16 protein-coding genes are annotated in these 21,828 nt (G+C 71.8%); 9 read left to right on the top strand and 7 right to left on the bottom strand.

The genetic code is table 11. From position 1 onward, the window contains the following. Nucleotides 1-105: 105 nt before the first annotated feature. The 3 genes from ACZ56E_RS18615 to ACZ56E_RS18605 all read left to right on the top strand — a co-directional run bounded on the left by ACZ56E_RS18615 (nucleotide 106) and on the right by ACZ56E_RS18605 (nucleotide 4,671). Nucleotides 106-1,821 carry a multicopper oxidase family protein gene (locus ACZ56E_RS18615; RefSeq protein ID WP_471215356.1) on the top strand — a complete coding sequence of 572 codons (1,716 nt, stop codon included), beginning with the start codon at nucleotides 106-108 and terminating at the stop codon, nucleotides 1,819-1,821. Nucleotides 1,822-2,013: 192 nt separating this feature from the next. After that, nucleotides 2,014-2,832: a DUF4190 domain-containing protein gene (locus tag ACZ56E_RS18610; RefSeq protein WP_471215354.1), complete on the top strand. Its 819-nt coding sequence runs from the start codon at nucleotides 2,014-2,016 to the stop codon at nucleotides 2,830-2,832. 78 nt (nucleotides 2,833-2,910) lie between these two features. Further along, nucleotides 2,911-4,671 (top strand): NAD+ synthase, encoded by a 1,761-nt coding sequence (locus ACZ56E_RS18605; protein WP_471215352.1) that lies wholly within the window; start codon nucleotides 2,911-2,913, stop codon nucleotides 4,669-4,671. A gap of 49 nt (nucleotides 4,672-4,720) precedes the next feature. On the opposite strand, the gene ACZ56E_RS18600 is transcribed toward ACZ56E_RS18605, so the two are convergent. Together ACZ56E_RS18600 and ACZ56E_RS18595 are read right to left on the bottom strand one after the other, a co-directional pair. Continuing rightward, on the bottom strand, nucleotides 4,721-5,932 hold the full coding sequence (locus tag ACZ56E_RS18600; protein ID WP_471215350.1) for an MFS transporter: 1,212 nt from the start codon (nucleotides 5,930-5,932) through the stop codon (nucleotides 4,721-4,723). A gap of 187 nt (nucleotides 5,933-6,119) precedes the next feature. Further along, nucleotides 6,120-7,151: an endonuclease/exonuclease/phosphatase family protein gene (locus ACZ56E_RS18595; protein WP_471215348.1), complete on the bottom strand. Its 1,032-nt coding sequence runs from the start codon at nucleotides 7,149-7,151 to the stop codon at nucleotides 6,120-6,122. Between the two features lie 327 nt (nucleotides 7,152-7,478). On the opposite strand from ACZ56E_RS18595, the gene panB reads away from it, so the two are divergent. From panB to ACZ56E_RS18580, 3 genes are all read left to right on the top strand, one after another. Continuing rightward, nucleotides 7,479-8,360 carry a 3-methyl-2-oxobutanoate hydroxymethyltransferase gene (panB, locus tag ACZ56E_RS18590; protein WP_471215346.1) on the top strand — a complete coding sequence of 294 codons (882 nt, stop codon included), beginning with the start codon at nucleotides 7,479-7,481 and terminating at the stop codon, nucleotides 8,358-8,360. A gap of 563 nt (nucleotides 8,361-8,923) precedes the next feature. Next, nucleotides 8,924-9,946: an ATP-binding cassette domain-containing protein gene (locus ACZ56E_RS18585; RefSeq protein WP_468600400.1), complete on the top strand. Its 1,023-nt coding sequence runs from the start codon at nucleotides 8,924-8,926 to the stop codon at nucleotides 9,944-9,946. Next, nucleotides 9,943-10,770, top strand: coding sequence for an ABC transporter permease (locus tag ACZ56E_RS18580; protein WP_468600401.1), 828 nt, complete (start codon nucleotides 9,943-9,945; stop codon nucleotides 10,768-10,770). Before ACZ56E_RS18585 ends, ACZ56E_RS18580 begins: the two co-directional genes overlap by 4 nt. 26 nt (nucleotides 10,771-10,796) lie before the next feature. On the opposite strand, the gene ACZ56E_RS18575 is transcribed toward ACZ56E_RS18580, so the two are convergent. Continuing rightward, a complete protein-coding gene (locus tag ACZ56E_RS18575; protein WP_471215343.1) occupies nucleotides 10,797-14,120 on the bottom strand; it encodes an ATP-binding protein in 3,324 nt (1,107 codons plus the stop codon). A gap of 43 nt (nucleotides 14,121-14,163) precedes the next feature. After that, nucleotides 14,164-14,889, bottom strand: coding sequence for a hypothetical protein (locus ACZ56E_RS18570; RefSeq protein ID WP_471215341.1), 726 nt, complete (start codon nucleotides 14,887-14,889; stop codon nucleotides 14,164-14,166). A 126-nt stretch (nucleotides 14,890-15,015) separates the two neighbouring features. On the opposite strand from ACZ56E_RS18570, the gene ACZ56E_RS18565 reads away from it, so the two are divergent. The 3 genes from ACZ56E_RS18565 to ACZ56E_RS18555 all read left to right on the top strand — a co-directional run bounded on the left by ACZ56E_RS18565 (nucleotide 15,016) and on the right by ACZ56E_RS18555 (nucleotide 19,607). Beyond that, nucleotides 15,016-16,962, top strand: a complete 1,947-nt coding sequence (locus tag ACZ56E_RS18565) for a trypsin-like serine peptidase (RefSeq protein WP_471215338.1) — start codon at nucleotides 15,016-15,018, stop codon at nucleotides 16,960-16,962. 91 nt (nucleotides 16,963-17,053) lie between these two features. Next, nucleotides 17,054-18,691, top strand: a complete 1,638-nt coding sequence (locus ACZ56E_RS18560; RefSeq protein WP_471215334.1) for a M1 family metallopeptidase — start codon at nucleotides 17,054-17,056, stop codon at nucleotides 18,689-18,691. 118 nt (nucleotides 18,692-18,809) lie between these two features. Further along, nucleotides 18,810-19,607 (top strand): site-2 protease family protein, encoded by a 798-nt coding sequence (locus ACZ56E_RS18555; protein ID WP_471215331.1) that lies wholly within the window; start codon nucleotides 18,810-18,812, stop codon nucleotides 19,605-19,607. A 22-nt stretch (nucleotides 19,608-19,629) separates the two neighbouring features. Here the strand turns inward: ACZ56E_RS18555 and ACZ56E_RS18550 are convergent, their stop codons facing one another. The 3 genes from ACZ56E_RS18550 to ACZ56E_RS18540 form a co-directional block, all read right to left on the bottom strand. Continuing rightward, on the bottom strand, nucleotides 19,630-19,836 hold the full coding sequence (locus tag ACZ56E_RS18550) for a hypothetical protein (protein WP_468304084.1): 207 nt from the start codon (nucleotides 19,834-19,836) through the stop codon (nucleotides 19,630-19,632). A 102-nt stretch (nucleotides 19,837-19,938) separates the two neighbouring features. Continuing rightward, nucleotides 19,939-20,655: an NADPH-dependent F420 reductase gene (npdG, locus tag ACZ56E_RS18545; RefSeq protein WP_471215327.1), complete on the bottom strand. Its 717-nt coding sequence runs from the start codon at nucleotides 20,653-20,655 to the stop codon at nucleotides 19,939-19,941. Between the two features lie 49 nt (nucleotides 20,656-20,704). After that, the gene (locus ACZ56E_RS18540; RefSeq protein WP_471215323.1) at nucleotides 20,705-21,784 is read right to left on the bottom strand and encodes a sialidase family protein; all 1,080 of its coding nucleotides are present in this window, start codon (nucleotides 21,782-21,784) and stop codon (nucleotides 20,705-20,707) included. Between the last annotated feature and the right edge of the window lie 44 nt (nucleotides 21,785-21,828).

Genomic DNA, 21,828 nt, shown 5'->3' with positions numbered 1-21,828 from the left:
CGAACTCGTGGTGCTCCTGTGGGAACCCGCGGGGGTCGGGCGGTGTACCAGAAGCAGCAGATGCGCCCATCTGCACGCACCATCACGACGAGGTGTCACCCAGTCATGCGTAAAGAAGCTTCTCCGCACGTCCCGTCACAGGCCGAGCTCGCACAGCCCGTTCCCCTGCGGCCCGTTCCCCCGCAGCCCGTTCCCTCACGCGTCGTTCCCTCGCGGCGCACCGTGCTCGGTGCCGCGGCCGTCGTCGCAGGGGCGGGAGTCCTGACGGCCTGTTCCGACGCGGGCCAGAGCGGTGCCCACGGCGGGCACGGCCGGGGCGGCGCGTCCGGGCCCGAGGGCTATGTGGACCCGGCGGGCAAGGAGGTCGCGGCCGCCGAGCAGAAGCGCGGCAAGGGCGGCCGGACCCGCGAGGTGCGGCTGACGGCGGTGGAGACCAAGCTCGACCTGGGCGGGCCCACGGTCAGGTCGTGGGCCTATGGGGACCGGCTCCCCGGTAAGGAGGTCCGGGTCACCGCGGGCGACACCCTCGCCCTCACCCTGGCCAACCACCTCCCGCAGGCCACCTCCCTGCACTGGCACGGCATCGCCCTGCGCAATGACATGGACGGCGTCCCCGGCCTCACCCAGCAGGACATCAAGCCCGGATCGGACTTCACCTACCGCTTCGCGGTGCCCCACCCGGGGACGTACTGGTTCCATCCGCACTCCGGCACCCAGCAGGACCGCGGGTTGTACGCACCCTTGATCGTCGAGGACCCCAAGGAGCCGCTGAAGTACGACAAGGAGTGGGTGATCGTCCTCGACGACTGGGTGGACGGAGTGGACGGCTCGACCCCGGACGGCGTGCTCGCCGAGCTGAGCAAGGGCATGGCCGACCACGACATGGGCGGCGAGGACTCCGGCGGCCACGGCGGACACGACATGGCGAGCGCCCCCTCTGGCCCCTCTGGCCCCTCTGGCCCCTCTGGCCCCTCTGGCCCCTCTGGCCCCTCCCGCATGATGATGGGCGCCAAGAGCGACCTGCTGGGCGGCGACGCGGGCGACGTGGCCTACCCGCACTACCTCATCAACGGGCGTACGCCCGCGGCGCCTTCACAGTTCCGCGCCCGCCCCGGCGACCGCATCCGCCTCCGCATCATCAACGCCGGCGGGGACACCGCCTTCCGCGTCGCCCTCGGCGGCCACGAGATGACGGTGACGCACACGGACGGCTTCCCGGTGCGGCACGCGAAGACGGAGGCGCTGCTCCTCGGCATGGGCGAGCGGTACGACGTGCTGGTCACCGCCAAGGACGGCGTCTTCCCGCTGACCGCCGTCGCCGAGGGCAAGAAGGCGGCGGCGCTCGCCGTGCTGCGGACGGGCGGCGGGGCGGCGCCGACCGCGTCGACCCGCCCCGACGAGCTGAAGGGCCGTCTCCTGACCGCCGCCGAGCTGAGGGCGCACGAGTCGGTCGCCCTGCCCTCCCGCAAGCCGGACCGCACGATCAGGCTCCAACTGACGGGCGGCATGGCCGCGTACGACTGGGCCTTCGACAAGAAGCCCTACTCCCCCGGCCGACGCCACCCCGTCCGCGCCGGTGAGCGGGTCCGCCTGACCTTCGCCAACTCGACCTCGATGTGGCACCCCGTGCATCTGCACGGCCACACCTTCGCCCTGGCGAGCACCCCGGGCGGCCCCCGCAAGGACACCGCGATCGTCCTGCCGAACAGCAGCCTGACGGTGGACTTCGAGGCGGACAACCCGGGCCTGTGGATGATCCACTGCCACAACGTCTACCACGCGGAGGCGGGAATGATGACAGTCCTCGGCTACCGAAACTGACCACGCACCACCTCGCAGCCACATGCACGCACGCTGGCATGCACGCAGGCACGCACGCCCACAGGAAAGGTAGGCACTTATCACTGGAAGCGGGATAATAACGGCATAACAGCCGCCAGGCCTCCCGGCCCTCCCGGCCCTCCCGGCCCTCCCGGCCGGTAGGCCTCCCCCTTCCGAAGGGGGCCACTCCCCATGACCACTCCCGGCGCCCCTCAACAGCCGCCCCCGCAGCAGATCCGCAACGGCCTCGGTACCGCGGCCCTGGTGCTCGGCATCATCGGTGTGCTCTGCGGGCTGGTGCCGCTGTTGTTCTGGGCGGCGGGGGTCCTCGCCGTCCTGGCGTTGGTCTTCGGTTTCGTCGGGATCGGCAGAGCCCGCAGAGGTCAGGCCACCAATCGGGGCATGGCGATCTGGGGTACCTCGCTCGGGGCGGTCGCCGCGGTCCTTGCGGTCGTCGGTCTCGTCATCAGCGTCTCGGTCTTCAACGACACCGTGGACGAGCTGGACGGGACCGGCGGCAAGAAGGAGGCGTCGACCGCGCCCGCCGAGCCGTCCGGCTCCGACCGGGAGAGGGAGAAAGAGGCGGAGGGGGAGACAGGGGCGGAGGGTGACTCCGGTGAGCTCGGGTTCGGTGAGACGTTCGCGTACGACGACGGCGTGAAGGTGACCGTCGCCGGCCCCGCCTCCTACCAGCCGGGGCCGTACGCGGCGGGCCACACCCAGGGCCACAAGGCGCTGACCGTCAAGATCACCGTCGTCAACGGCTCGGGCGAGGCGGCCGATCTGGACCTGACCACGGTCACCTTCAAGGACGCCGACGGCGCCGAGGCGGAGAAGATCTTCGACGGTGACCTGCCGAGAGAGCTCGCCGGCAAGCTGGCGCCCGGCAAGCAGTCCGTCGCCACCTACGCCGTCAGTCTCCCGGCCGACGCCGCGCACACGCTGGAGGTGCAGGTCGAGCCCGGCTTCCTCCAGTACGACAACGCGACCTGGTCCGGAAGCACCAGGTGAGCGTGGAGACGTACGAGACGTACACCGCACGCCCGCCCTGGCAAGGCATCGCGTCGCTCTGACGATTACACTGATTCCGTGCCTCAACTACGCCTCGCTCTGAATCAGATCGACTCGACCGTCGGCGATCTCGCCGGGAACGCCGAGGCGATCGTCCACTGGACCCGGCACTCCGCCGAGCAGGGGGCGCATCTCGTCGCGTTCCCCGAGATGGTGCTGACCGGCTATCCCGTCGAGGACCTCGCGCTGCGTTCGTCCTTCGTCCAGGCCTCCCGGGCGGCGCTGCGCGCGCTCGCCGTGCGGCTACGGGACGAGGGGTTCGGAGAGCTGCCGGTCGTCGTCGGCTATCTCGACCGCACCGAGGAGGCCAAGCCGAAGTTCGGCCAGCCCGCGGGCGCCCCGCGCAACGCGGGCGCGGTGCTGTACCGCGGCGAGGCCGTCCTGACGTACTCCAAGCACCACCTGCCCAACTACGGCGTCTTCGACGAGTTCCGGTACTTCGTGCCGGGCGAGACCCTGCCGGTCGTGCGGGTGCACGGCGTCGACGTCGCGCTCGCCATCTGCGAGGACCTCTGGCAGGACGGCGGCCGCGTGCCGGCGACGCGCAGCGCGGGGGCGGGACTGCTGCTCTCCATCAACGCGTCGCCGTACGAGCAGAACAAGGACGACCAGCGCCTCGAACTCGTGCGCAAGCGCGCGCAGGAGGCCGGCTGCACCACCGCGTACCTCGCGATGATCGGCGGGCAGGACGAGCTGGTGTTCGACGGTGACTCGATCGTCGTCGACAAGGACGGCGAGGTCATCGCCCGCGCCCCGCAGTTCTCCGAGGGCTGTGTCGTCCTCGATCTCGATCTTCCGGCCGCGGCGCCCGTGCCGCCGTCCGGCGTCGTCGACGACGGGCTGCGCATCGAGCACGTCACGCTCTCCGACGAGCCGCTGCCCGCGTACGAGGCGGAGCTCACCGGCGGGTACGCCGAGCGGCTCGACGACGACGAGGAGGTGTACTCGGCGCTCGTCGTGGGGCTGCGCGCGTACGCCGCGAAGAACGGTTTCAGCAGTGTCCTGATCGGCCTCTCCGGCGGTATCGACTCGGCGCTGACCGCCGCCATCGCCTGCGACGCGCTGGGCGCGCAGAACGTGTACGGCGTCGCCATGCCGTCCCGCTACTCGTCCGACCACTCCATCGGTGACGCGGAGGAGCTGGCGCGGCGCACCGGGCTCAACTTCCGCACCGTGCCGATCGCTCCGATGTTCGACGCGTACATGGGTTCGCTGGGGCTCACCGGGCTCGCCGAGGAGAACCTCCAGTCGCGGCTGCGCGGCACGATGCTGATGGCGCTCTCCAACCAGGAGGGGCACATCGTGCTCGCGCCGGGCAACAAGTCCGAGCTGGCGGTCGGGTACTCCACGCTGTACGGCGACTCCGTGGGGGCGTACGGCCCGATCAAGGACGTCTACAAGACGGCGATCTTCCGGCTCGCCGAGTGGCGCAACCGCTCCGCGCGGGAGCGGGGGCAGACGCCGCCGATCCCGGAGAACTCCATCACCAAGCCGCCGAGCGCCGAGCTCCGCCCCGACCAGGTCGACACGGACTCGCTCCCCGACTATCCGGTCCTGGACGCGATCCTGGAGCTCTACGTCGACCGGGACCAGGGCGCCGACGCGATCGTGGCCGCCGGGTACGACCGGGAGCTGGTCGTCAAGACGCTGCGGATGGTGGACACCGCCGAGTACAAGCGGCGCCAGTACCCGCCGGGCACGAAGATCTCCGCGAAGGGCTTCGGCAAGGACCGACGCCTCCCCATCACCAACCGCTGGCGCGAGTCCTCCGCGGACTGACGGAGACGGTTCTGCGGGGCGCCCGGCTGGCGCCCCGCAGTCGTTGCGGCTAGTGGTGGACCCGTTCGCGGTCCAGGGACGATGCCACCACCCGCTCCGTGCCCGCCACGGGCCCCCTGCGGGCTTCCACCGCGTATGCCGCGCCGGCCACCGCGATGCCCAGGACGGCGAGGATCGCGCCCGTGACCGCGGGGGACGTCACGCCGAAGCCGGCCGCGAGGGCGAGGCCGCCGATCCAGGCGCCGCCCGCGTTGGCGAGGTTGAACGCGCCCTGGTTGGCCGAGGAGGCCAGAGAGGGGGCCGCCGCGGCCTTCTCCATGACCATGAGCTGCAGCGGCGAGCCCGTCGTGAACGCCGCCATGCCGAGCAGGGCGACACCGAGCGCCGCGCTCCAGCCGGCGCTCATGAGCAGCGGGAAGAGCGCGAGGACGACGGCCAGCGCCGTGAGTCCGCCGAAGAGCGTGCCGCGCAGGGAGTGGTCCGCGAGGCGCCCGCCCAGCAGGTTGCCCGCCGTCGCGCCCACGCCGAACAGCGCGAGGAGCAGCGTGACGCTGGACTCGGCGTAGCCGGCCGCGTCCGTCAGCATCGGCGTGATGTAGCTGTACGCCGCGAAGAGCGCACCGAAGCCGGCGACGGTCGTGCCGAGCGCCAGCCACACGGGGAGGCTGCGCAGGGCGCGGAGCTCGCCGCGCAGGCCCGCCGCGTCGCCGTGGCCGTGGTCGGCCGGAACCAGGAGGGCGAGCGCGGCGATGGCCGCGAGCCCGATCGCGCTCACCGCGAGGAACGTGGCGCGCCAGCCGAGCTGCTGCCCCATCGCCGTGGCCACCGGTACGCCCACGATGTTGGCGACGGTCAGGCCGAGGAACATCAGGGACACCGAGCGGGCCTTGCGCTCGGGGGCGACGAGCCCGGTCGCGACGACGGCGCCGACGCCGAAGAACGCGCCGTGCGGCAGCCCGCTGAGGAAGCGGGCTGCCATCAGGAGGTGGTAGTCGGGGGCCGCCGCCGACAGCGCGTTGCCGACCACGAAGAGCACCATCAGGCCGATCAGGACGCGGCGGCGCGGCAGCTTCGCGGTGACGGCGGCGAGGAGCGGGGCGCCGATGACGACGCCGAGCGCGTACGCGGAGACGAGGTGTCCCGCGGTGGGTATGGACAGGTGCAGGTCGTCGGCGACGTTGGGCAGCAGGCCCATCATCACGAACTCGGTGGTGCCGATGCCGAAGGCGCCCACGGCGAGGGCGAGCAGGGCCAGGGGCATGAAGAAGTACCTTCCAACGGAAGCGGGGGTGGGGGCGGGGGGCTGCTTCACTGAGAGCGTCGAGGGCGCGGAGAGCGCCGGGGACCAACGCAGAGTGAACCCATAAGTTTACGTACGGAACAAACCCGCGCCCGCCCAGTATTCCGTGCGCTCACATCCGCACGGTCACACCCGCACCACGCGCACGTTACGAGGAGAGGTCCACCCGCGCCGCGATCGGCAGGTGGTCGCTGCCCGTCTCCGGCAGCGTCCAGGAGGCGACCGGCTCGACGCCCTTGACCATGATCTGGTCGATGCGGGCCATCGGGAACGACGCGGGCCAGCTGAAGCCGAAGCCGTCGCCCGCCGCGCCCTGCGTGGAGCGCATCTGGGAGGTGACCGCGTTCAGGGCGCGGTCGTTCATCGTGCCGTTGAGGTCGCCGAGCAGGACGACCTTGCCGAGCTTCTCGTCGGCGATGGCCTCGCCGAGCGCGTCGGCGCTGTTGTCGCGCTGGTTGGCGGTGAAGCCCGCGTCGAGCTTCACGCGGACCGAGGGCAGGTGCGCGACATAGACGCCGACGTCACCCTTGGGGGTGTTGACGGTCGCGCGCATCGCCCGCACCCAGCCCAGCTTGATGTCCACGGGCCTCGCGTCGGTCAGCGGATACTTGCTCCACAGCCCGACGGTGCCCTTCACCGAGTGGTACTTGTACTCCCCTGCCAGCGCCTTCTCGTACGTGGGGACGGCGTCCGCGGTGAGCTCTTCCAGCGCGATGACGTCGGCGCCGGACGCGGCGACGTCCTGGGCGGTGCCGGTCGGGTCGGGGTTGTCCGCGTTCACGTTGTGCGTGGCGACGGTCAGGTCGCCGCCGGTGCCGCCCGACTTGCCGGTGATCAGGCCGCCGAACGAGTTGATCCAGATGATCAGGGGCAGCAGCAGGGCGATCAGCGCGGTGGCGGACTTGCGGACCACCGCGATGACGAGCAGCACCGGGATGAAGACGCCGAGCCAGGGCAGGAAGGTCTCGGTCAGACTGCCGAGGTTGCCCACGTTGTTGGGGATCTGCGCGTGGAAGAGCATCACCAGCGCGATCAGGACCGCGGCGCTCGCCGTGACGAGACCGCGCCGCCAGATGCCCGGGTCGCCCCGCCAGCCGTCGAGCAGGCGGCGGAACCGGGACCCCGGACGCTCGGGGCCCGAGCCGCCGCTGCCCGTCTCCGTCATATACGCCTGCGCCATGCTGTCGTCGCCTCACTGCCTGCCGTGCACACCGTCTGTCCCGCCCCCTGAAACCCTAGGCGATGATCCGGTGTCGTCCCTGCCGTCCACGACGGCCGTACAGGCACCAGGACGTCCGGGGCGGCGCGAGGGGTTCCTGAACTGCGAGGGAGAGCGCCCTCTGTGACGAAATGCGCACAACCCCGACGGGGGATCCGGTGGCCGTGTCGCCGCGCCCTCCCAGTAGCTGTGCGCTCCCACTAGCCCCGAGGCGGCACGTGGTGCCACCATGGAGGTGATCCGGGGACGCCGTCAGGGCGCCTCGAGATGACAGAAGGAGCCGTTGCGATGACGCAGCTTTCGGCTGCCCAGAAGAGCGCCGACGCCCCCACGAGCCCCGACAGCAGCAAGGCGCTGTACGGCGGCAAGGGCACCCGGCGCATCACTGTGCGCGACATCACCGCCGCCAAGGAGCGCGGCGAGAAGTGGCCCATGCTCACCGCGTACGACGCGATGACCGCGTCCGTCTTCGACGAGGCGGGCATCCCCGTCATGCTCGTCGGCGACTCGGCGGGCAACTGCCACCTGGGGTACGAGACGACCGTGCCCGTCACCCTCGACGAGATGACCATGCTCTCCGCCGCGGTCGTACGGGGCACTTCGCGCGCCCTGATCGTCGGCGACCTGCCCTTCGGTTCGTACCAGGAGGGCGCCGTCCAGGCGCTCCGGTCGGCGACGCGCCTCGTGAAGGAGGCGGGTGTCGGCGCGGTGAAGCTGGAGGGCGGCGAACGCTCCCTCGCCCAGACCGAGCTGCTCGTCCAGTCCGGCATCCCCGTCATGTCGCACCTCGGCCTGACCCCGCAGTCCGTGAACACCATGGGCTACCGGGTGCAGGGCCGGGGCGACGAGGCCGCCCACCGGCTCCTCAACGACGCCAAGGCCGCGCAGGACGCGGGTGCGTTCGCGGTCGTCCTTGAGCTGGTCCCCGCGGAGCTCGCCGCCGAGGTCACCCGTTCCCTGCACATCCCGACCGTCGGGATCGGGGCGGGCTCCGCGTGCGACGCGCAGGTCCTGGTCTGGACGGACATGATGGGCCTGACCGGCGGAAAGATGCCGCGCTTCGTGAAGCAGTACGCGGAGTTGCGGAACGTCATGGCCGGGGCGGCGCAGGCGTTCGCGGAGGATGTGGTGGGCGGGGTGTTCCCGGCGCCGGAGCACGCGGTCCACTGAGCCCCTGGGGCCCCATGGCCCCCTAAAACCACCACGGCACCACGGCAGCCCGTCGCCTTTCCCCCACCGACGGGCTGCCTCACCTCGCCCCTGGGCGCTTGAACAACTCCCTCGCCCTGGCCAGACTCGACCCGCACGACGCCTGCGGGCCCCCTCTCATCCCACCGCTCCACGGCGGACCACCCCCGCCCGGGTTGCAGCTCGCCTCGCAGGCTGCGGGCTCGGGGTGCCCTGTCCCGCCGCTTCGCGGCGGATGTTTCCCACCCACCCACCCGTGCACCCCGCACCGAGCGGGGCTGTAGGGGCCCCTACCTGGACTTGACTCGCGGGGCAAACGGGTGGGTGGGTGGGATGATCCGCCGCGAAGCGGCGGGACAGGGGGCGCCCCCACCGGGCCGGAAGCAGCGGGGCGATCGATGGGTGGGACCTCCGCCGCGAAGCGGTGGGGCAGGGGTCCCCCCCCCACCGGACCGGAAGAGGATCCCCCGGCCCGCGACCCCGGCGAGACCCCCTGTCGGTGGGATGTCGGTTGTTTGTCGGTGGGGGGTGACATCTTGTGGGGCATGACGCGAATCGACATGAACCCCGGCGGCGCAGGGAGCGCGGTCACCGTAAGGGGACTGGTCAAGCACTACGGCGAGACCAAAGCTCTGGACGGCGTGGACCTCGACGTACGCGAGGGCACAGTCCTCGGCGTACTCGGACCCAACGGCGCCGGCAAGACCACCCTCGTCCGCTGCCTCTCGACCCTGATCACCCCGGACGCGGGCACCGCCCTCGTCGCCGGGTACGACGTGGCCCGCCAGCCCCGCCAGCTCCGCCGAGTGATAGGCCTCACCGGCCAGTACGCCTCGGTGGACGAGAAGCTCTCCGGCCGGGAGAACCTGTACATGATCGGGCGCCTGCTCGACCTGTCCCGCAAGGAGTCCAGGTCCCGGGCCGACGGCCTGCTTGAGCGGTTCTCGCTCACCGAGGCCGCCAAGCGCCCGGCGAACACGTACTCGGGCGGTATGCGCCGCCGCCTCGACCTCGCCGCGTCGATGATCGGCAGCCCGGCCGTCCTCTATCTGGACGAGCCGACGACCGGCCTCGACCCCCGCACGAGGAACGAGGTGTGGGCCGAGGTCAAGCGCATGGTGGGCGACGGCGTCACCGTGCTGCTCACCACCCAGTACATGGAGGAGGCCGAGCAGCTGGCCTCCGAGCTGACGGTCATCGACCGCGGCAAGGTCATCGCCAACGGCGGCATCGAGGAGCTGAAGGCGAAGGTCGGCGGCCGCACCCTGCGCGTCCGCCCGGCCGACCCCCTGGAGCTGCGCCCGCTGGCGAACGCCCTCGACGACCTCGGTCTGACCGGCCTCGCCACCTCGACGGTCGACGTCGAGACCGGCACGGTCCTCGTGCCGATCCTCAGCGACGAGCAGCTGACCGCCGTGGTCGGCGCGGTCACCGCGCGCGGCATCACGATCGGCTCGATAGCCACCGAACTGCCCAGCCTGGACGAGGTGTTCCTGTCCATCACCGGCCAGAAGGCCAGTGCCCCGCAGGACGCCCGCCCCGCAGAACTCGAGGAGGTCGCCGTATGAGCGCCACCACACTCACGGCCCCCCTCAAGACGGGGGAGGCGGACGCCCGCATCGGTCTGCGCGGCCACGTCCGGCACACCGGCGCCCTGGTCCGCCGCAATCTGCTGTGGATCCGGCAGGACCCGGAGTCGATGTTCGACGCGGTCCTGATGCCGATCGTCTTCACGCTCCTGTTCGTCTACGTGTTCGGCGGCTCCATCGGGCAGGCGCTCGGCGGCGGCCAGGACCAGTACGTGCAGTACGTGGTCCCCGGCATGATGGCGATGATGAGCATGAACATCGCCATGGCCGTCGGCACTGGCTTCAACCAGGACTTCCAGAACGGCATCATGGACCGCTTCCGGACCCTGCCGATCGGTCAGGGCTCGGTTCTCTTCGCCAAGATCGTGGTGGAGCTGATGCGGCTGCTCATCGCGACGACGATCATGATGATCGTCGGTGTCCTGGTGGGCTTCGACATCACGAACTGGTTCGGTCTGCTCGCCGCCGTGGGCCTCTCCGCCCTGTTCGGCACGTCGATCATGTGGATCTTCCTGGTCCTCGGCGTCTCCATGAAGAGCGCCCAGTCCGTGCAGGCGATGGGCTTCCTGGTCCTGATGCCGCTCCAGTTCGGCTCGTCGATCTTCGCGCCGACGAAGTCGATGCCGGGCTGGCTGCAGGGCTTCACCGACTACAACCCGCTGTCCTCGCTCGCGGACTCCGCGCGCGGCCTGATGGTCGGCGGTCCCGTCGCGCACGACGTGTGGGTGACGGTCGGCTGGTCGGTGGCGCTCACGCTGGTGATGGCGCCGATCGCGATCCACAAGTTCCGCACGAAGAACTGATCACCGGGTCAGCGTTCACCGTGGGGTCACTCGGCCCACGCGGCGCACAGGGCGGCGGCCTCCTCCAGGGAGAGGCCGCCGCCCTCCGCGTACGCCGCTTCGAACGCGTCGTCCCCGAGTGCGGCCCGGCACCGCTCCCGCGCGCCGTCGCGGATCTCCCGCTCCATCGTGCTCGCGAAGTGGCGCGGCGGCAGCTCCCGGTCAGCGACCGCGAGGATCCGCGCGGCGTCACGCGCACAGGCGCCGCCCCCGGCCGCAGCCCCGGCCCCGTCCCCGGCCAGCGCCATCGCGATGAGCGACAGCTGGACCGAGACCATCTGCGGGGCGACCATGCGCGACAGCGGGTCGAGTGCCTTCTCGAGGGCCTCGCGCGCCCCGGCGAGCCCCTCGGCGTACCGCCCGTCAAGGACGTGGAGCCAGGCCCCGACGCCGAGCACGGAGCTGTCGAAGATCGCGTAACCGATGCCGTTGAACTCCTGTCGCAGCAGCCGGAGTTGCTCACGCGCCTCGTCGGTGCGGCGGTCATGGCCCAGCGCGCAGGCGAGGAAGAGCCGGGCGGCGGGCATGACCTCGCCCGTGGGGTGCCTGCCCGGTTCCTCGAGGATCTCCCGCAGCAGCGCCTCACCCCGGTCGAAGAGGTCCCGCTGCTCCGTCGAGCTCGTCAGGATCGCGCCGAGGCGGGCCTTGAGCAGGCCCACCTGGGTCTGGGCGCCGAGCTGTTCGGCGTACTCGACCGCGGCTTCGTAGTCGACGGCGGCCGCAGTGAACTCGCCGCGCCGCTCACGTGATTCACCGCGCGCGGAGAGCGCCTCCGCGATGCCCCACACGTCACCGAGCTTCCGGAACCCGCTCAGCGCCTCGTCCGCGTCCCGGATGGCGTCGCCCGCCCAGTCGCTGCGGTTGGCGAGGATATTGGCGCGCATCTGGAGGGCGGCGGCGAGCTCCCAGTCGTAGCCGAGTGCACGGCACGCGGTGACCGTCTCGTCGAGGGTGACGCGCAGCAGGTCCATGTCGCCGCCGAGGAGCACGGCGTAGAACCACAGGTTGCCGGGGGTGCGGCAGGTCTGCGGGAGGCCGGGCCGGTAGGCGCGCCTGATGCCGGCCAGCTTCTCCGTCGCCTCCGGCGACTGCCAGTCGATGCGTTCCAGCTCCATGCAGGAGAGGCGGAGCAGATGCGCGCCCCGGCGGGCCTCCACCAGGACCTCGGGGCTCATCGGCGGGGGCGCGGCCGTGCACGACTCGTGGAGCGGGGGCGCGGGGGCGACGGGCGGGGCGAAGGGGTCTGGGCCGAGGGCCGTGACGTCGCGGGACCAGTTGCGGGTCTCCATGCGCATGCCGCGCATCTGCCAGTACCAGGAGAGGGACAGGACGAGGCAGAGCGCTTCCTGTTCGTCCCGCGCGGCGAGCGCGTGCCGCAGGGCGGTGCGCAGGTTCTCGTACTCCACCTCGAGGCGCTCCACGGCCGCCAGCTGGCCTCGGCCGCGCAGTTCGGGGTCGGTGGTCCTGGCGACCTCGCGGTAGTGCACGAGGTGCGCCCGCTCGGCCGCGGCCCGGTCACCGGCCTCGTCGAGCCGCTCGCCCGCGTACTCGGCGACGGTCTCAAGGAGCCGGTAGCGCATGCCACCGCCGTACGCCTCCGAAGGGGCCGCCACGACAAGGGACTTGTCGACGAGGGAGCCCAGCAGGTCGGCGACGTCGTGCGTACTCCCGGCGGCCGCGCACACCTCCTCCGCCGCGGTCAGGTCGCAGCCGCCCGCGAAGACCGAGAGCCGCCGCAGCACGGTCCGCTCGGCGTCGTCGAGGAGGTCCCAGGACCAGTCGACGACAGCCCGCAGCGTCTGCTGGCGGGGCAGGACCGTGCGGGCGCCGCTGGTGAGCAGGCGGAAGCGGTCGTCGAGACGGTCGGCGATCTGGCGCGGGGTGAGCAGCCGCAGGCGCGCGGCGGCCAGCTCGATGGCGAGCGGCAGACCGTCGAGCCTGCGGCAGATCTCGGCGACGGCCGCCGGATCCCCTTCGACGGTGAACCCCGGCCGCGCGGCGGCACCGCGCTCGGCGAAGAGCCGCACCGCCACCGGCTCGGGCAGCGGCTCGACGGGCCGCAGCAACTCCCCCGGTACGCCGAGGGGTTCACGGCTGGTGGCGAGCACCGTCAGGCCGGGGCAGCGGGCGAGCAGTTCGTCGGCGAGGCGGGCGGCCGCGTCGACGACGTGCTCGCAGTTGTCGAGGACGAGCAGCATGCGGCGCGGGGCGCAGTGCTCGACGAGCCGGGCGACGGGGTCCTCGCCGTACCGTTCGGAGAGGGCGCGCAGCTCCTCGGCGCCGGCGCCGCGCAGCACGGTCTCGCGGGCGCCGACCGCGGTGAGGACGGCCGCGGGGACGTCGGCGGGGTCCTCGACCGGTGCGAGTTCGGCGAGCCACACGCCGTCCGGCAGGCCCGGGGCGACGGTCTCCGCGGCCTCCTGCGACAGCCGCGTCTTGCCGGCCCCGCCGGGCCCGAGCAGCGTCACGAGCCGCGCACGCGCGAGGTCGTCTTGCAGGACATCGATGTCGGCCTCGCGCCCGACGAAGGACGTCAGGCGGGCCCGCAGATTTCCGGCCGGGCGGCCGCGCGCCGGTGCGGGCGCCGCCGCGTCGCCCCGCAGCAACTCCTCGTAGAGCCCGGCCAGTTCCGGGCCCGGGTCGGTCCCGAGCCGCTCGGCGAGCTCACGTCGTACGCCGTCGTACGCGGCGAGCGCCTCCGCCGGGCGTCCCGTGTCGCGCAGCGCGCGCAGCCGCAGGGCGTGCAGGGGCTCGTCGAGGGGGTGGGCCTCGCAGAGGGCGGCGAGCTCGGGCAGGGCCCGCTCCGCCTCGCCCAGGGCGAGCGCCGCGGCCATCCGGGCGCGCCGGGCGTCGAGGTGGCGGGCGTGCAGGCGGGCGGCGTCCGCGGTGTGTTCCGGCAGGTCGGCGAGGGGTTCGCCGGTCCACAGGGCGAGTGCGTCGTCCAGGACGGCGGCGGCCTTCGCCGGGTCGCCGTCGGCCAGCGCGCGGCCGCCTTCGCCGACCAGCCGGTCGAACCGGAACGCGTCCACGTCGTCGGGGCGCGCGCCGAGGCGGTAGCCGCCGTCCACCGAGGCGACGGCGTCCGCGCCGAGGGCTCTGCGGAGCCGCCCGACCAGTGCCTGCAGGGCGCCGGCCGCGTCGGCGGGGGGTTCGCCGGCCCACACCTCCTCGACCAGGGCCGGGGCGGGGACGGGGCGACCCGCGTGCAGGGCGAGCGCGGTCAGGAGGGCGCGCAGGCGGGCGCCGCCGACGGGAACGGTGGTTCCGTCGGCGCGGACAGCTCGGGTCGGCCCCAGGACGCGGTATCGCACGGGCCCATTGTCCCTTGGCGGCGGCGGCCGGGAGACGAGGGCTTCACGGGCGGGGCAGTTTGCGTTCGGCTCGGGTGCCCTGATCGGCGCTGGTCACGGTGACCGTGCCCGCGCCCTCGTCGCCGTCCCACCAGTCGGCGAACGCCTTCCCCAGGGCGTCGACGTTCCGCTGGGTCTTCTTGTCCTTGTACGTGAGGTAGTCCGTCGCCACGGTGACCGCGCCGGCGCCCTTCGCCCCGTATCCGATGGTGAGTTCCGTGACGTGCGGGGCGAGGCGCGCGCCGTCCGGGGAGTGCTTCGCCGTCCAGGAGTGGAACTCCTCCGCGAGGTTCGACGGTTCGTCACCGTCGTACAGCGTGAGGGTCTTGGCGGTCTTTCCGCCCTGCCCGAGGATGCGGGCGCTCCCGGCCGCGGGGTCCTCGTCCCACCACTGTGTGAACGCCTCGGCGAGCGGCCCGACCTGCCCCTCCGCCTCGCCCCACGGTCCGTAGTCCGTGAGGACCCGGACGACTCCGTCGCGGTCGCCGGGCCGGTAGCCGAGGCTGATGTGCAGGGCGTGGCCCGCCAGCGCGTCGTCGCGCGCCGAGTCGTTCGTCTTCAGCCAGCTGCGGAACCCGCGCAGCGGATTGGGGTCGTCCTTCGCGGCTCCGCCGTCACCGTCACCGCCTCCGGAGCACCCCACCGCCAGGAGCAGCGCGCCTGCCGCGAGCGCTCCCGCGCGCGTTCCGGTCCGGGCGGAGCGCCCCGTCGTCCCCACTGTTTTCTGCAAACTGCTTTCTCCAAACAAATCGACACATCATCAGATGCATGCGTAACGTAACTTCTCGTTTGATGTGTACCAATCGGACTCCGGTTGCCCGGGGTCCGTTTTTCGTGGGGGAACACCACTGTGAGAATGAGACGCAGTCTGACTGCGACAGCCGCTGCGGCCGCGCTCCTGGCCGCCGCGGCCCCGGCGTGGTCCGCTCCGGACCCGACGCCGACTGCGCCGACGTCCTCGGCGAAGCCCTCGTCCAAGCCCTCGAAGTCGCCGTCGCAGGCCCCTGACCAGGGACTGGCCCGCGCGCTCGAGAAGTTCTGGACGCCGGAGCGCATGGCCGAGGCCGAGCCGGTCGAGCCGCAGCAGACCCGCGAGGCCGCGGCCGCCGAAGACGCCGAGGAGAAGGAGGACGCGGCGCCGCGCAAGGGCATGCTGCGCTCGCCCTCCCGCCCCTTCAAGGGCATCAAGGAAGTCGGCACCTTCTACTGGGCCGAGAAGGCGGGCAACGACTTCCCGGACCGCTACGACTACCGCTTCTGCGGCGGCACCGTCGTCCCGTCCCCGGGCAAGAACCTCGTCGTGTCGGCGGCGCACTGCTTCGACAGCAACGCCCGCCAGGAAAACTTGATCTTCGTGCCGCAGCACAGCGCGAGCAACCCCATGCCGCACGGCATGTACCCCATCAAGAAGAGCCGCATCTTCAAGGACCCCGGCTACACCGGGTCCAGGAAGAGCGAGGAGAACTACACCGCGGTCGACGTCGCGTTCCTCGCCACCGAGCCGCGTGCCGACGGCAAGAAGGTCGAGGACGTCGTCGGGTCCATTCCGATGGGCTTCGACACGGGCTTCCGGCACACCGCGCAGGTCATCGGTTACCCGTACATGTACGGCGGCGACCGCTACAAGCCGAAGCAGGACCCGCTCAGCTGCACCACGCCGACGAAGAAGTACACCACCGGCAACGTCAAGGACAGCGGCGGCCGGCTCTGGCGCGGCGGCACCTTCACCGAGATCGACTGCGACGGCTATGTCGGCGGCACCTCCGGCGGCCCCTTCATCACCACGGGCGACGAGCCGGCGAAGCTGATCGGCGTCATCGGAGGCTGGATGACGGGTGGCCACAGCGCGGACACCTCGTACTCGTCGTACTTCGGCAAGGACGTCAAGCGGATCTACGACGCCGCGAAGGCGGGCGAGCAGCCGGCGAGCATCGACCCGCCGCCGATGACGGACCCGGTGCTGCCGGGCGCCGGCACGTGGAAGCGCGCCAAGACCATCGTCAACGGCCACTTCACGGTCGACGGGCCGGCTTCCAAGGACCGCATGGACATGCTCGTCATGGGGTCGGACGGCGGGCTGAGCCTCTACCGGGGCGCGGGCAAGGACAAGAACCACTTCGACAAGGAGTTCAAGGTCCAGGGCCCGAGCGCCCTGTGGCGCGACCACGCCAAGCAGGTCGTCGCGGGCGACTTCACCGGTGACAGCGGCTCGGACCTGATCGTCCGCTGGTCGGACGGCGAGGTGACGCTCTACCCGTCGGTCGACGAGAAGGGCTTCCACGGCGAGCACCGGCTGGTCGCCGCGAACAGCACCTGGAAGCACGCCGAGGTGATGACCGCGGGCCGCTTCGGCGGCAACAAGCGGCAGGACGACCTGGTCGTGCGCTGGTCGGACGGCGAGGTCTCGCTCTACCGCGACACCGGCGGCAACAAGAAGCTCGGCAAGGAGATCAAGGTCGTCCCGCCGGGCTCGGCCAAGACCGGCACGTGGAAGCACGCGACCCAGATCGCCGCGGGCAATTACTCGGGAGGCGACACCTGGGACCTCGTCGTGCGCTGGTCCGACGGCGAGCTGACGCAGTACCAGGACTTCACCGGCGCCGGCTCCCTCCGGGGCGAGCACAAGTGGCAGGCCCCGAACAGCCTGTGGAAGCGCGCCCTGATCGTCAGCGGCGGCGACTTCACCGACAACCACAGGCCCGACGACACCATCGTGCGCTGGTCGGACGGCGAACTGACCCTCTACGCCGACGGCAACGCCTCCGGCATCGGCACGGAGAACCGGCTCGTGACGCCCGCGTAACCGTGGGAAAAGCCCCTGAAGCGAGGGGCGGCGGCAACCTCAGGATGCCTCCGCCCCTCTTCCCCGTCGTGCAACGGGACGGAGACCCCTCATGAAGCGCGCCCTCACGACCGCGGCGGCCCTCTGCCTCGCCCTGACGGCGTGCACCGGCACGCAGCCCCCGGACGCCCCCGTACGGGAGTCCAAGCACCGCCTCCTGGAGCAGTTCCGCGCCTGGGCCCGTGACACCGGCGAGTCCCGCACGGCACGCCACGCGCAGGCCGTGCACACGGTCGAAGTCACCGATTCCTCCTACGACGTGGAGGTGCGGACCGACCTTCCCGCGAAGTCGGCCGAGGCCAAGCAGGTCGCCGCGCTCTTCCGCACCTGGTGGGACGGTGACGACGGCGAGGGCACCGTGCGGGACTTCGTCCTGCTCGACGCACGCGGGAAGCGCGTCGACGACCACCTGTTCCCGGCCCTCGGCAACGGCGGCTACGACGTCACGCACTACGCCCTGACCCTCGACTACACCCCGGACAGCAACCGGCTCACCGGCACCGCGGTGATCACCGCGCGGGCCACCCGGGACCTGCCCCGCTTCACCCTGGACCTCGCGGGCCTGCGCGTGCGCGATGCAGAGACCGACGGCTCCGAGGCAGGCGTCAGCAGAAAGCAGAAGAACAAGCTGACGCTCACCCCCGCCCGGCCGATCAGCAAGGGGAAGACCTTCAAGACCACCGTCCGGTACGCCGGGGTGCCCCGGATGCTCACGGCGAGCGACGGCGGCGACGAGGGCTGGATCGAGACGGACGACGGAGTGGCGGCGCTCGGCGAGCCCCGCGGCTCCATGACCTGGTTCCCCGGCAACCACCACCCGTCCGACAAGGCGACGTACGACATCGACGTCACCGTGCCGTCCGACTACACCGCGGTCAGCAACGGAACGCTGCGCGAGACCCGTCGGCACGGCAGGCGCACCACGTTCCGCTGGCACAACCCCGAACCCATGGCGAGCTACGTCGCGACGGTCGTCACCGGCGTCTTCGACGTCTCCACCGGTGAGACCGACGACGGCCTGCCCCTCTACACGGCCGTCGACCCCGACGAGGCGGACGGCCCCGTCGACGTCCCCGAGCTGGTGCCCGAGGTCCTCGACTGGGCCGCGGACCGCTTCGGCCCCTACCCCTTCTCCTCGGCAGGCGCCGTCGTCGACCACCTCCCCGACCTCCGCTACGCCCTGGAGACCCAGACCAAGCCGTACTTCGAGGAGGCCCCGGACGCCCTCCTCGTCGTCCACGAGCTGGCCCACCAGTGGTTCGGCAACTCCGTCACGCCCCGCACCTGGCAGGACATGTGGCTGAACGAGGGCTTCGCGACGTACGCCGAGTGGCTGTGGGACGAGGAGCACGGAGGCCCCACCGCGCAGGAGACCTTCGACTCCTTCTACGACGGGACGCACCCGGACAGCGACGGCATCTGGGCCTTCCCACCCGCCGACCCGCCGACCGCCGCGCGCGTCTCGGACTCGCCGGTGTACGGCAGGGGCGCCATGGCCCTGCACCAGCTGCGCGAGGCCGTGGGCGAGCACGCCTTCTCCACCATCCTGCGCACCTGGGCGCGCGAGCACCGGCACGGGAACGCCGACACCGAGCAGTTCATCGCCCTGTGCGAGAAGGAATCGGACCAGGACCTCTCGGACCTCTTCGACACGTGGCTCTTCTCCGCCGGGAAACCCGACGCCACCTGAGGCAGGAGCAGGAACCCGGGTCAGGAGCAGGAACCCGGCCCCCGGACCGGACGTTGTCACCGCACGGACCCGATAGCGTCGGGCACGCCAGGCCGTCGGACTCCAGGAGCACCGCCCCATGACCACTGCCCCCATCCGCCGCAGCGACCGGCGGATCAGCCCCGTCTTCCTGGGGATCGCCGCCGTCACGGCGGTCTCCGGCTGGGCCGCCTGGACCGGCTTCGCGGACAACCCCGGGCTCGCCGTCTTCCTCTTCGTGACGGCCGCCTGGATCGTCTCGCTCTGCCTGCACGAGTACGCGCACGCGCGCACCGCCCTGCACAGCGGCGACATCTCCATCGGCGCCAAGGGCTATCTGACGCTCAACCCGCTCAAGTACACGCACGCCCTGCTCAGCATCGTGCTGCCGGTGCTGTTCGTGATCATGGGCGGCATCGGTCTGCCCGGCGGCGCGGTCTTCATCGAGCGGGGCAGAATCCGGGGCCGCTGGAAGCACAGCCTGATCTCGGCGGCCGGCCCGCTGACGAACGTGGCGTTCGCCGTCGTCTGCACCGCGCCGTTCTGGCTGGACGCCCTGGACGGCGTCCCCGACACGTTCCGGTACGCGCTCGCGTTCCTCGCCCTGCTCCAGGTGACCGCCGCGATCCTGAACTCCCTGCCCATCCCGGGCCTGGACGGCTACGGCGTGATCGAGCCCTGGCTCTCGCACAAGATCCGCCGCCAGGTCGAGCCGTTCGCGCCGTTCGGACTGATCGCGGTCTTCGCCGTGCTGTGGATCCCGGAGATCAACCACGCGTTCTTCGACGCCATCGACGCGATCCTGCGCGCCCTCGGCGTCAGCGAGTGGGACACCTACTGGGGCCAGGACCTGTACCGCTTCTGGCAGACCTCGGAGGAGATTCCCCCAGCGGCGTGAGTCCGGTGCGTGGGGAGTCGGGTCAGTGCGCAGAAGGAGAGGCGGCCGCGGCGGCGGCCGCGTCCCGCTGCAGCTTGGCCCGCCGCAGGTAGAACCACGCCATGTTCGACGAGAGGCCCGCGAGCAGCACCCACACGACACCGAGCCAGCTGCCCTGCACGAACGAGATCACGGCCGCGGCGACGGCGAGGGCGCAGACGACGAGGGCGTACACGGCGAGGCGGGGCATGGGGAACGGCTCCTGTCCGGTGAAGCGTGGCAAGCACGGTTGCGTACGCGTGCGCGTACGCAACCAGTGTCCCCCATGCCCGCCCCCGCCCGGCACGGGTCCCTACACGTCCGTGACCCGCAGCCCCGCGTGCGCCTTGTAGCGCCGGTTGACGGAGATCAGGTTGGCGACCAGGGACTCCACCTGGTGGGCGTTGCGCAGCCGCCCGGCGAAGACGCCCCGCATGCCGGGGATGCGGGCGGCGAGCGCCTGCACCACGTCGGTGTCGGCGCGGCGCTCGCCCAGGACCATCACGTCGGTGTCGATCTCCTCGACGTCCGCGTCCTGGAGGAGGACGGCCGACAGGTGGTGGAAGGCGGCGGTGACGCGCGAGTCGGGGAGCAGCGCGGCGGCCTGCTCGGCCGCGCTGCCCTCCTCGGGCTTGAGGGCGTACGCCCCCTTCTTGTCGAAGCCGAGCGGGTTCACGCAGTCGACGACGAGCTTGCCGCTCAGCTCCTCCCGCAGGGATTCCAGGGTCTTCGCGTGCCCCTCCCAGGGCACGGCGACGATCACGATGTCGCTGCGCCGCGCGCACTCCGCGTTGTCGGCGCCCTCGACGCCGAGGCCGAGCTCGTCGGCGGCGGCCCGGGCCCGGTCCGCCGCGCGGGAGCCGATGATCACTTTCTGCCCGGCGCGGGCGAGCCGGTAGGCGAGGCCGCGCCCCTGGTCACCGGTGCCGCCGAGGACACCGACGACGAGCCCGGACACGTCGGGAAGCTCCCACGGGTCCTTGGCGGGGGCCTTCGCGGGAGCGTTCTGCGCACTGTCTGTAGAGGTCATGGGGCGACCTTACGCACCGGTTCCGCACCCGGTAATCACCGGTCATCGGCTACCCGGCGAGTTCCGCCACCGGGATCCGGCGGAACGAGATCGTCTCGTAGGCGCTGAAGTCACCCGTCTCGTAGAGGAGTCCCACGGTGTGCTCGTCGGCCCGTACGAGATCGGAGTAGGCGGCCGGCAGCCCGTCGACCGTGTGGGCGGTCCGCCAGGTGGTGCCGCCGTCGGTGGAGCGGCGCACGGTCATCAGCGCGCGGAAGCCGGGGTCGGCGGGGCCGGAGAACAGCAGCACGTCGGGGTCGCGCAGTTGCAGGACGCTGCACTCGACGACGGGGCCGGTGAGGGAGGCCTGCGGGCGGAACGGCTTGACGAGGCTCTGGCCGCCGTCGCGCGAGTGGGCGTCGGCGCGGTTGCCCGGTGCCGGGGAGTCGTTGCGGGTGTTGAAGTACAGGCGTCCGTCGGGGAGTTCGGCCGCGGTGGTCTCGTTGACGTTGATGTAGCCGTTGACGTTGTCGTCGATGTAGCCGATCCGCCAAGTGGCGCCGGCGTCGTCGCTCAGCAGGCAGTGCCCGCCGTTGTACTTGCCCTCGGTGCCGTTGTCGGTGCCGGTGGGCGGCAGGGAGTGGTTGGCGGGGACGACCACGCGGCCCGTGGTGAGCTGCACGGCGTGCCCGGGCGTGGTCGCGTACCACCGCCAGTTCGCCCGCTTCACCTGGCCGGTGATCTCGCGCGGCGCCGTCCAGGTGAGGCCGTCGTCGTCGCTGTGCTGCACCCAGACGCGGCGTCCGTTGGCGGCGGAGACCTTGCCGCGGCGGATGGCGTCCTCGGTGGCCGCGGCGGCGTTGCGCACGTGGACGAGGAGGACGCGGCCGGTGTCGAGGACGACGGGCGCGGGGTTGCCCGCGAGGTCGGCGCCGTTCTTGCCGACGACCTGGAGCGGGCCCCAGGTGCGGCCGCCGTCGGCGGAGCGTTTGAGGACGATGTCTATGTTGCCGAAGTCCTCCTGGGAGCCGACACGGCCCTCGCAGAAGGCGAGGACGGTGCCGGAGGCCGTGGTGACGACGGCCGGGATGCGGAAGCTCGCGTAGCCCTCGCGGCCCGCGCGGAAGGGAACAGACGTCTCATAAGTCATCCTCCGCGCCTCCCCATCCCGGGGGAATTCGCGGTGAACTCCCG

This window comes from Streptomyces sp. NPDC039480 (assembly GCF_055597165.1).
This window is presented reverse-complemented; position numbering and strand designations above follow the sequence as displayed.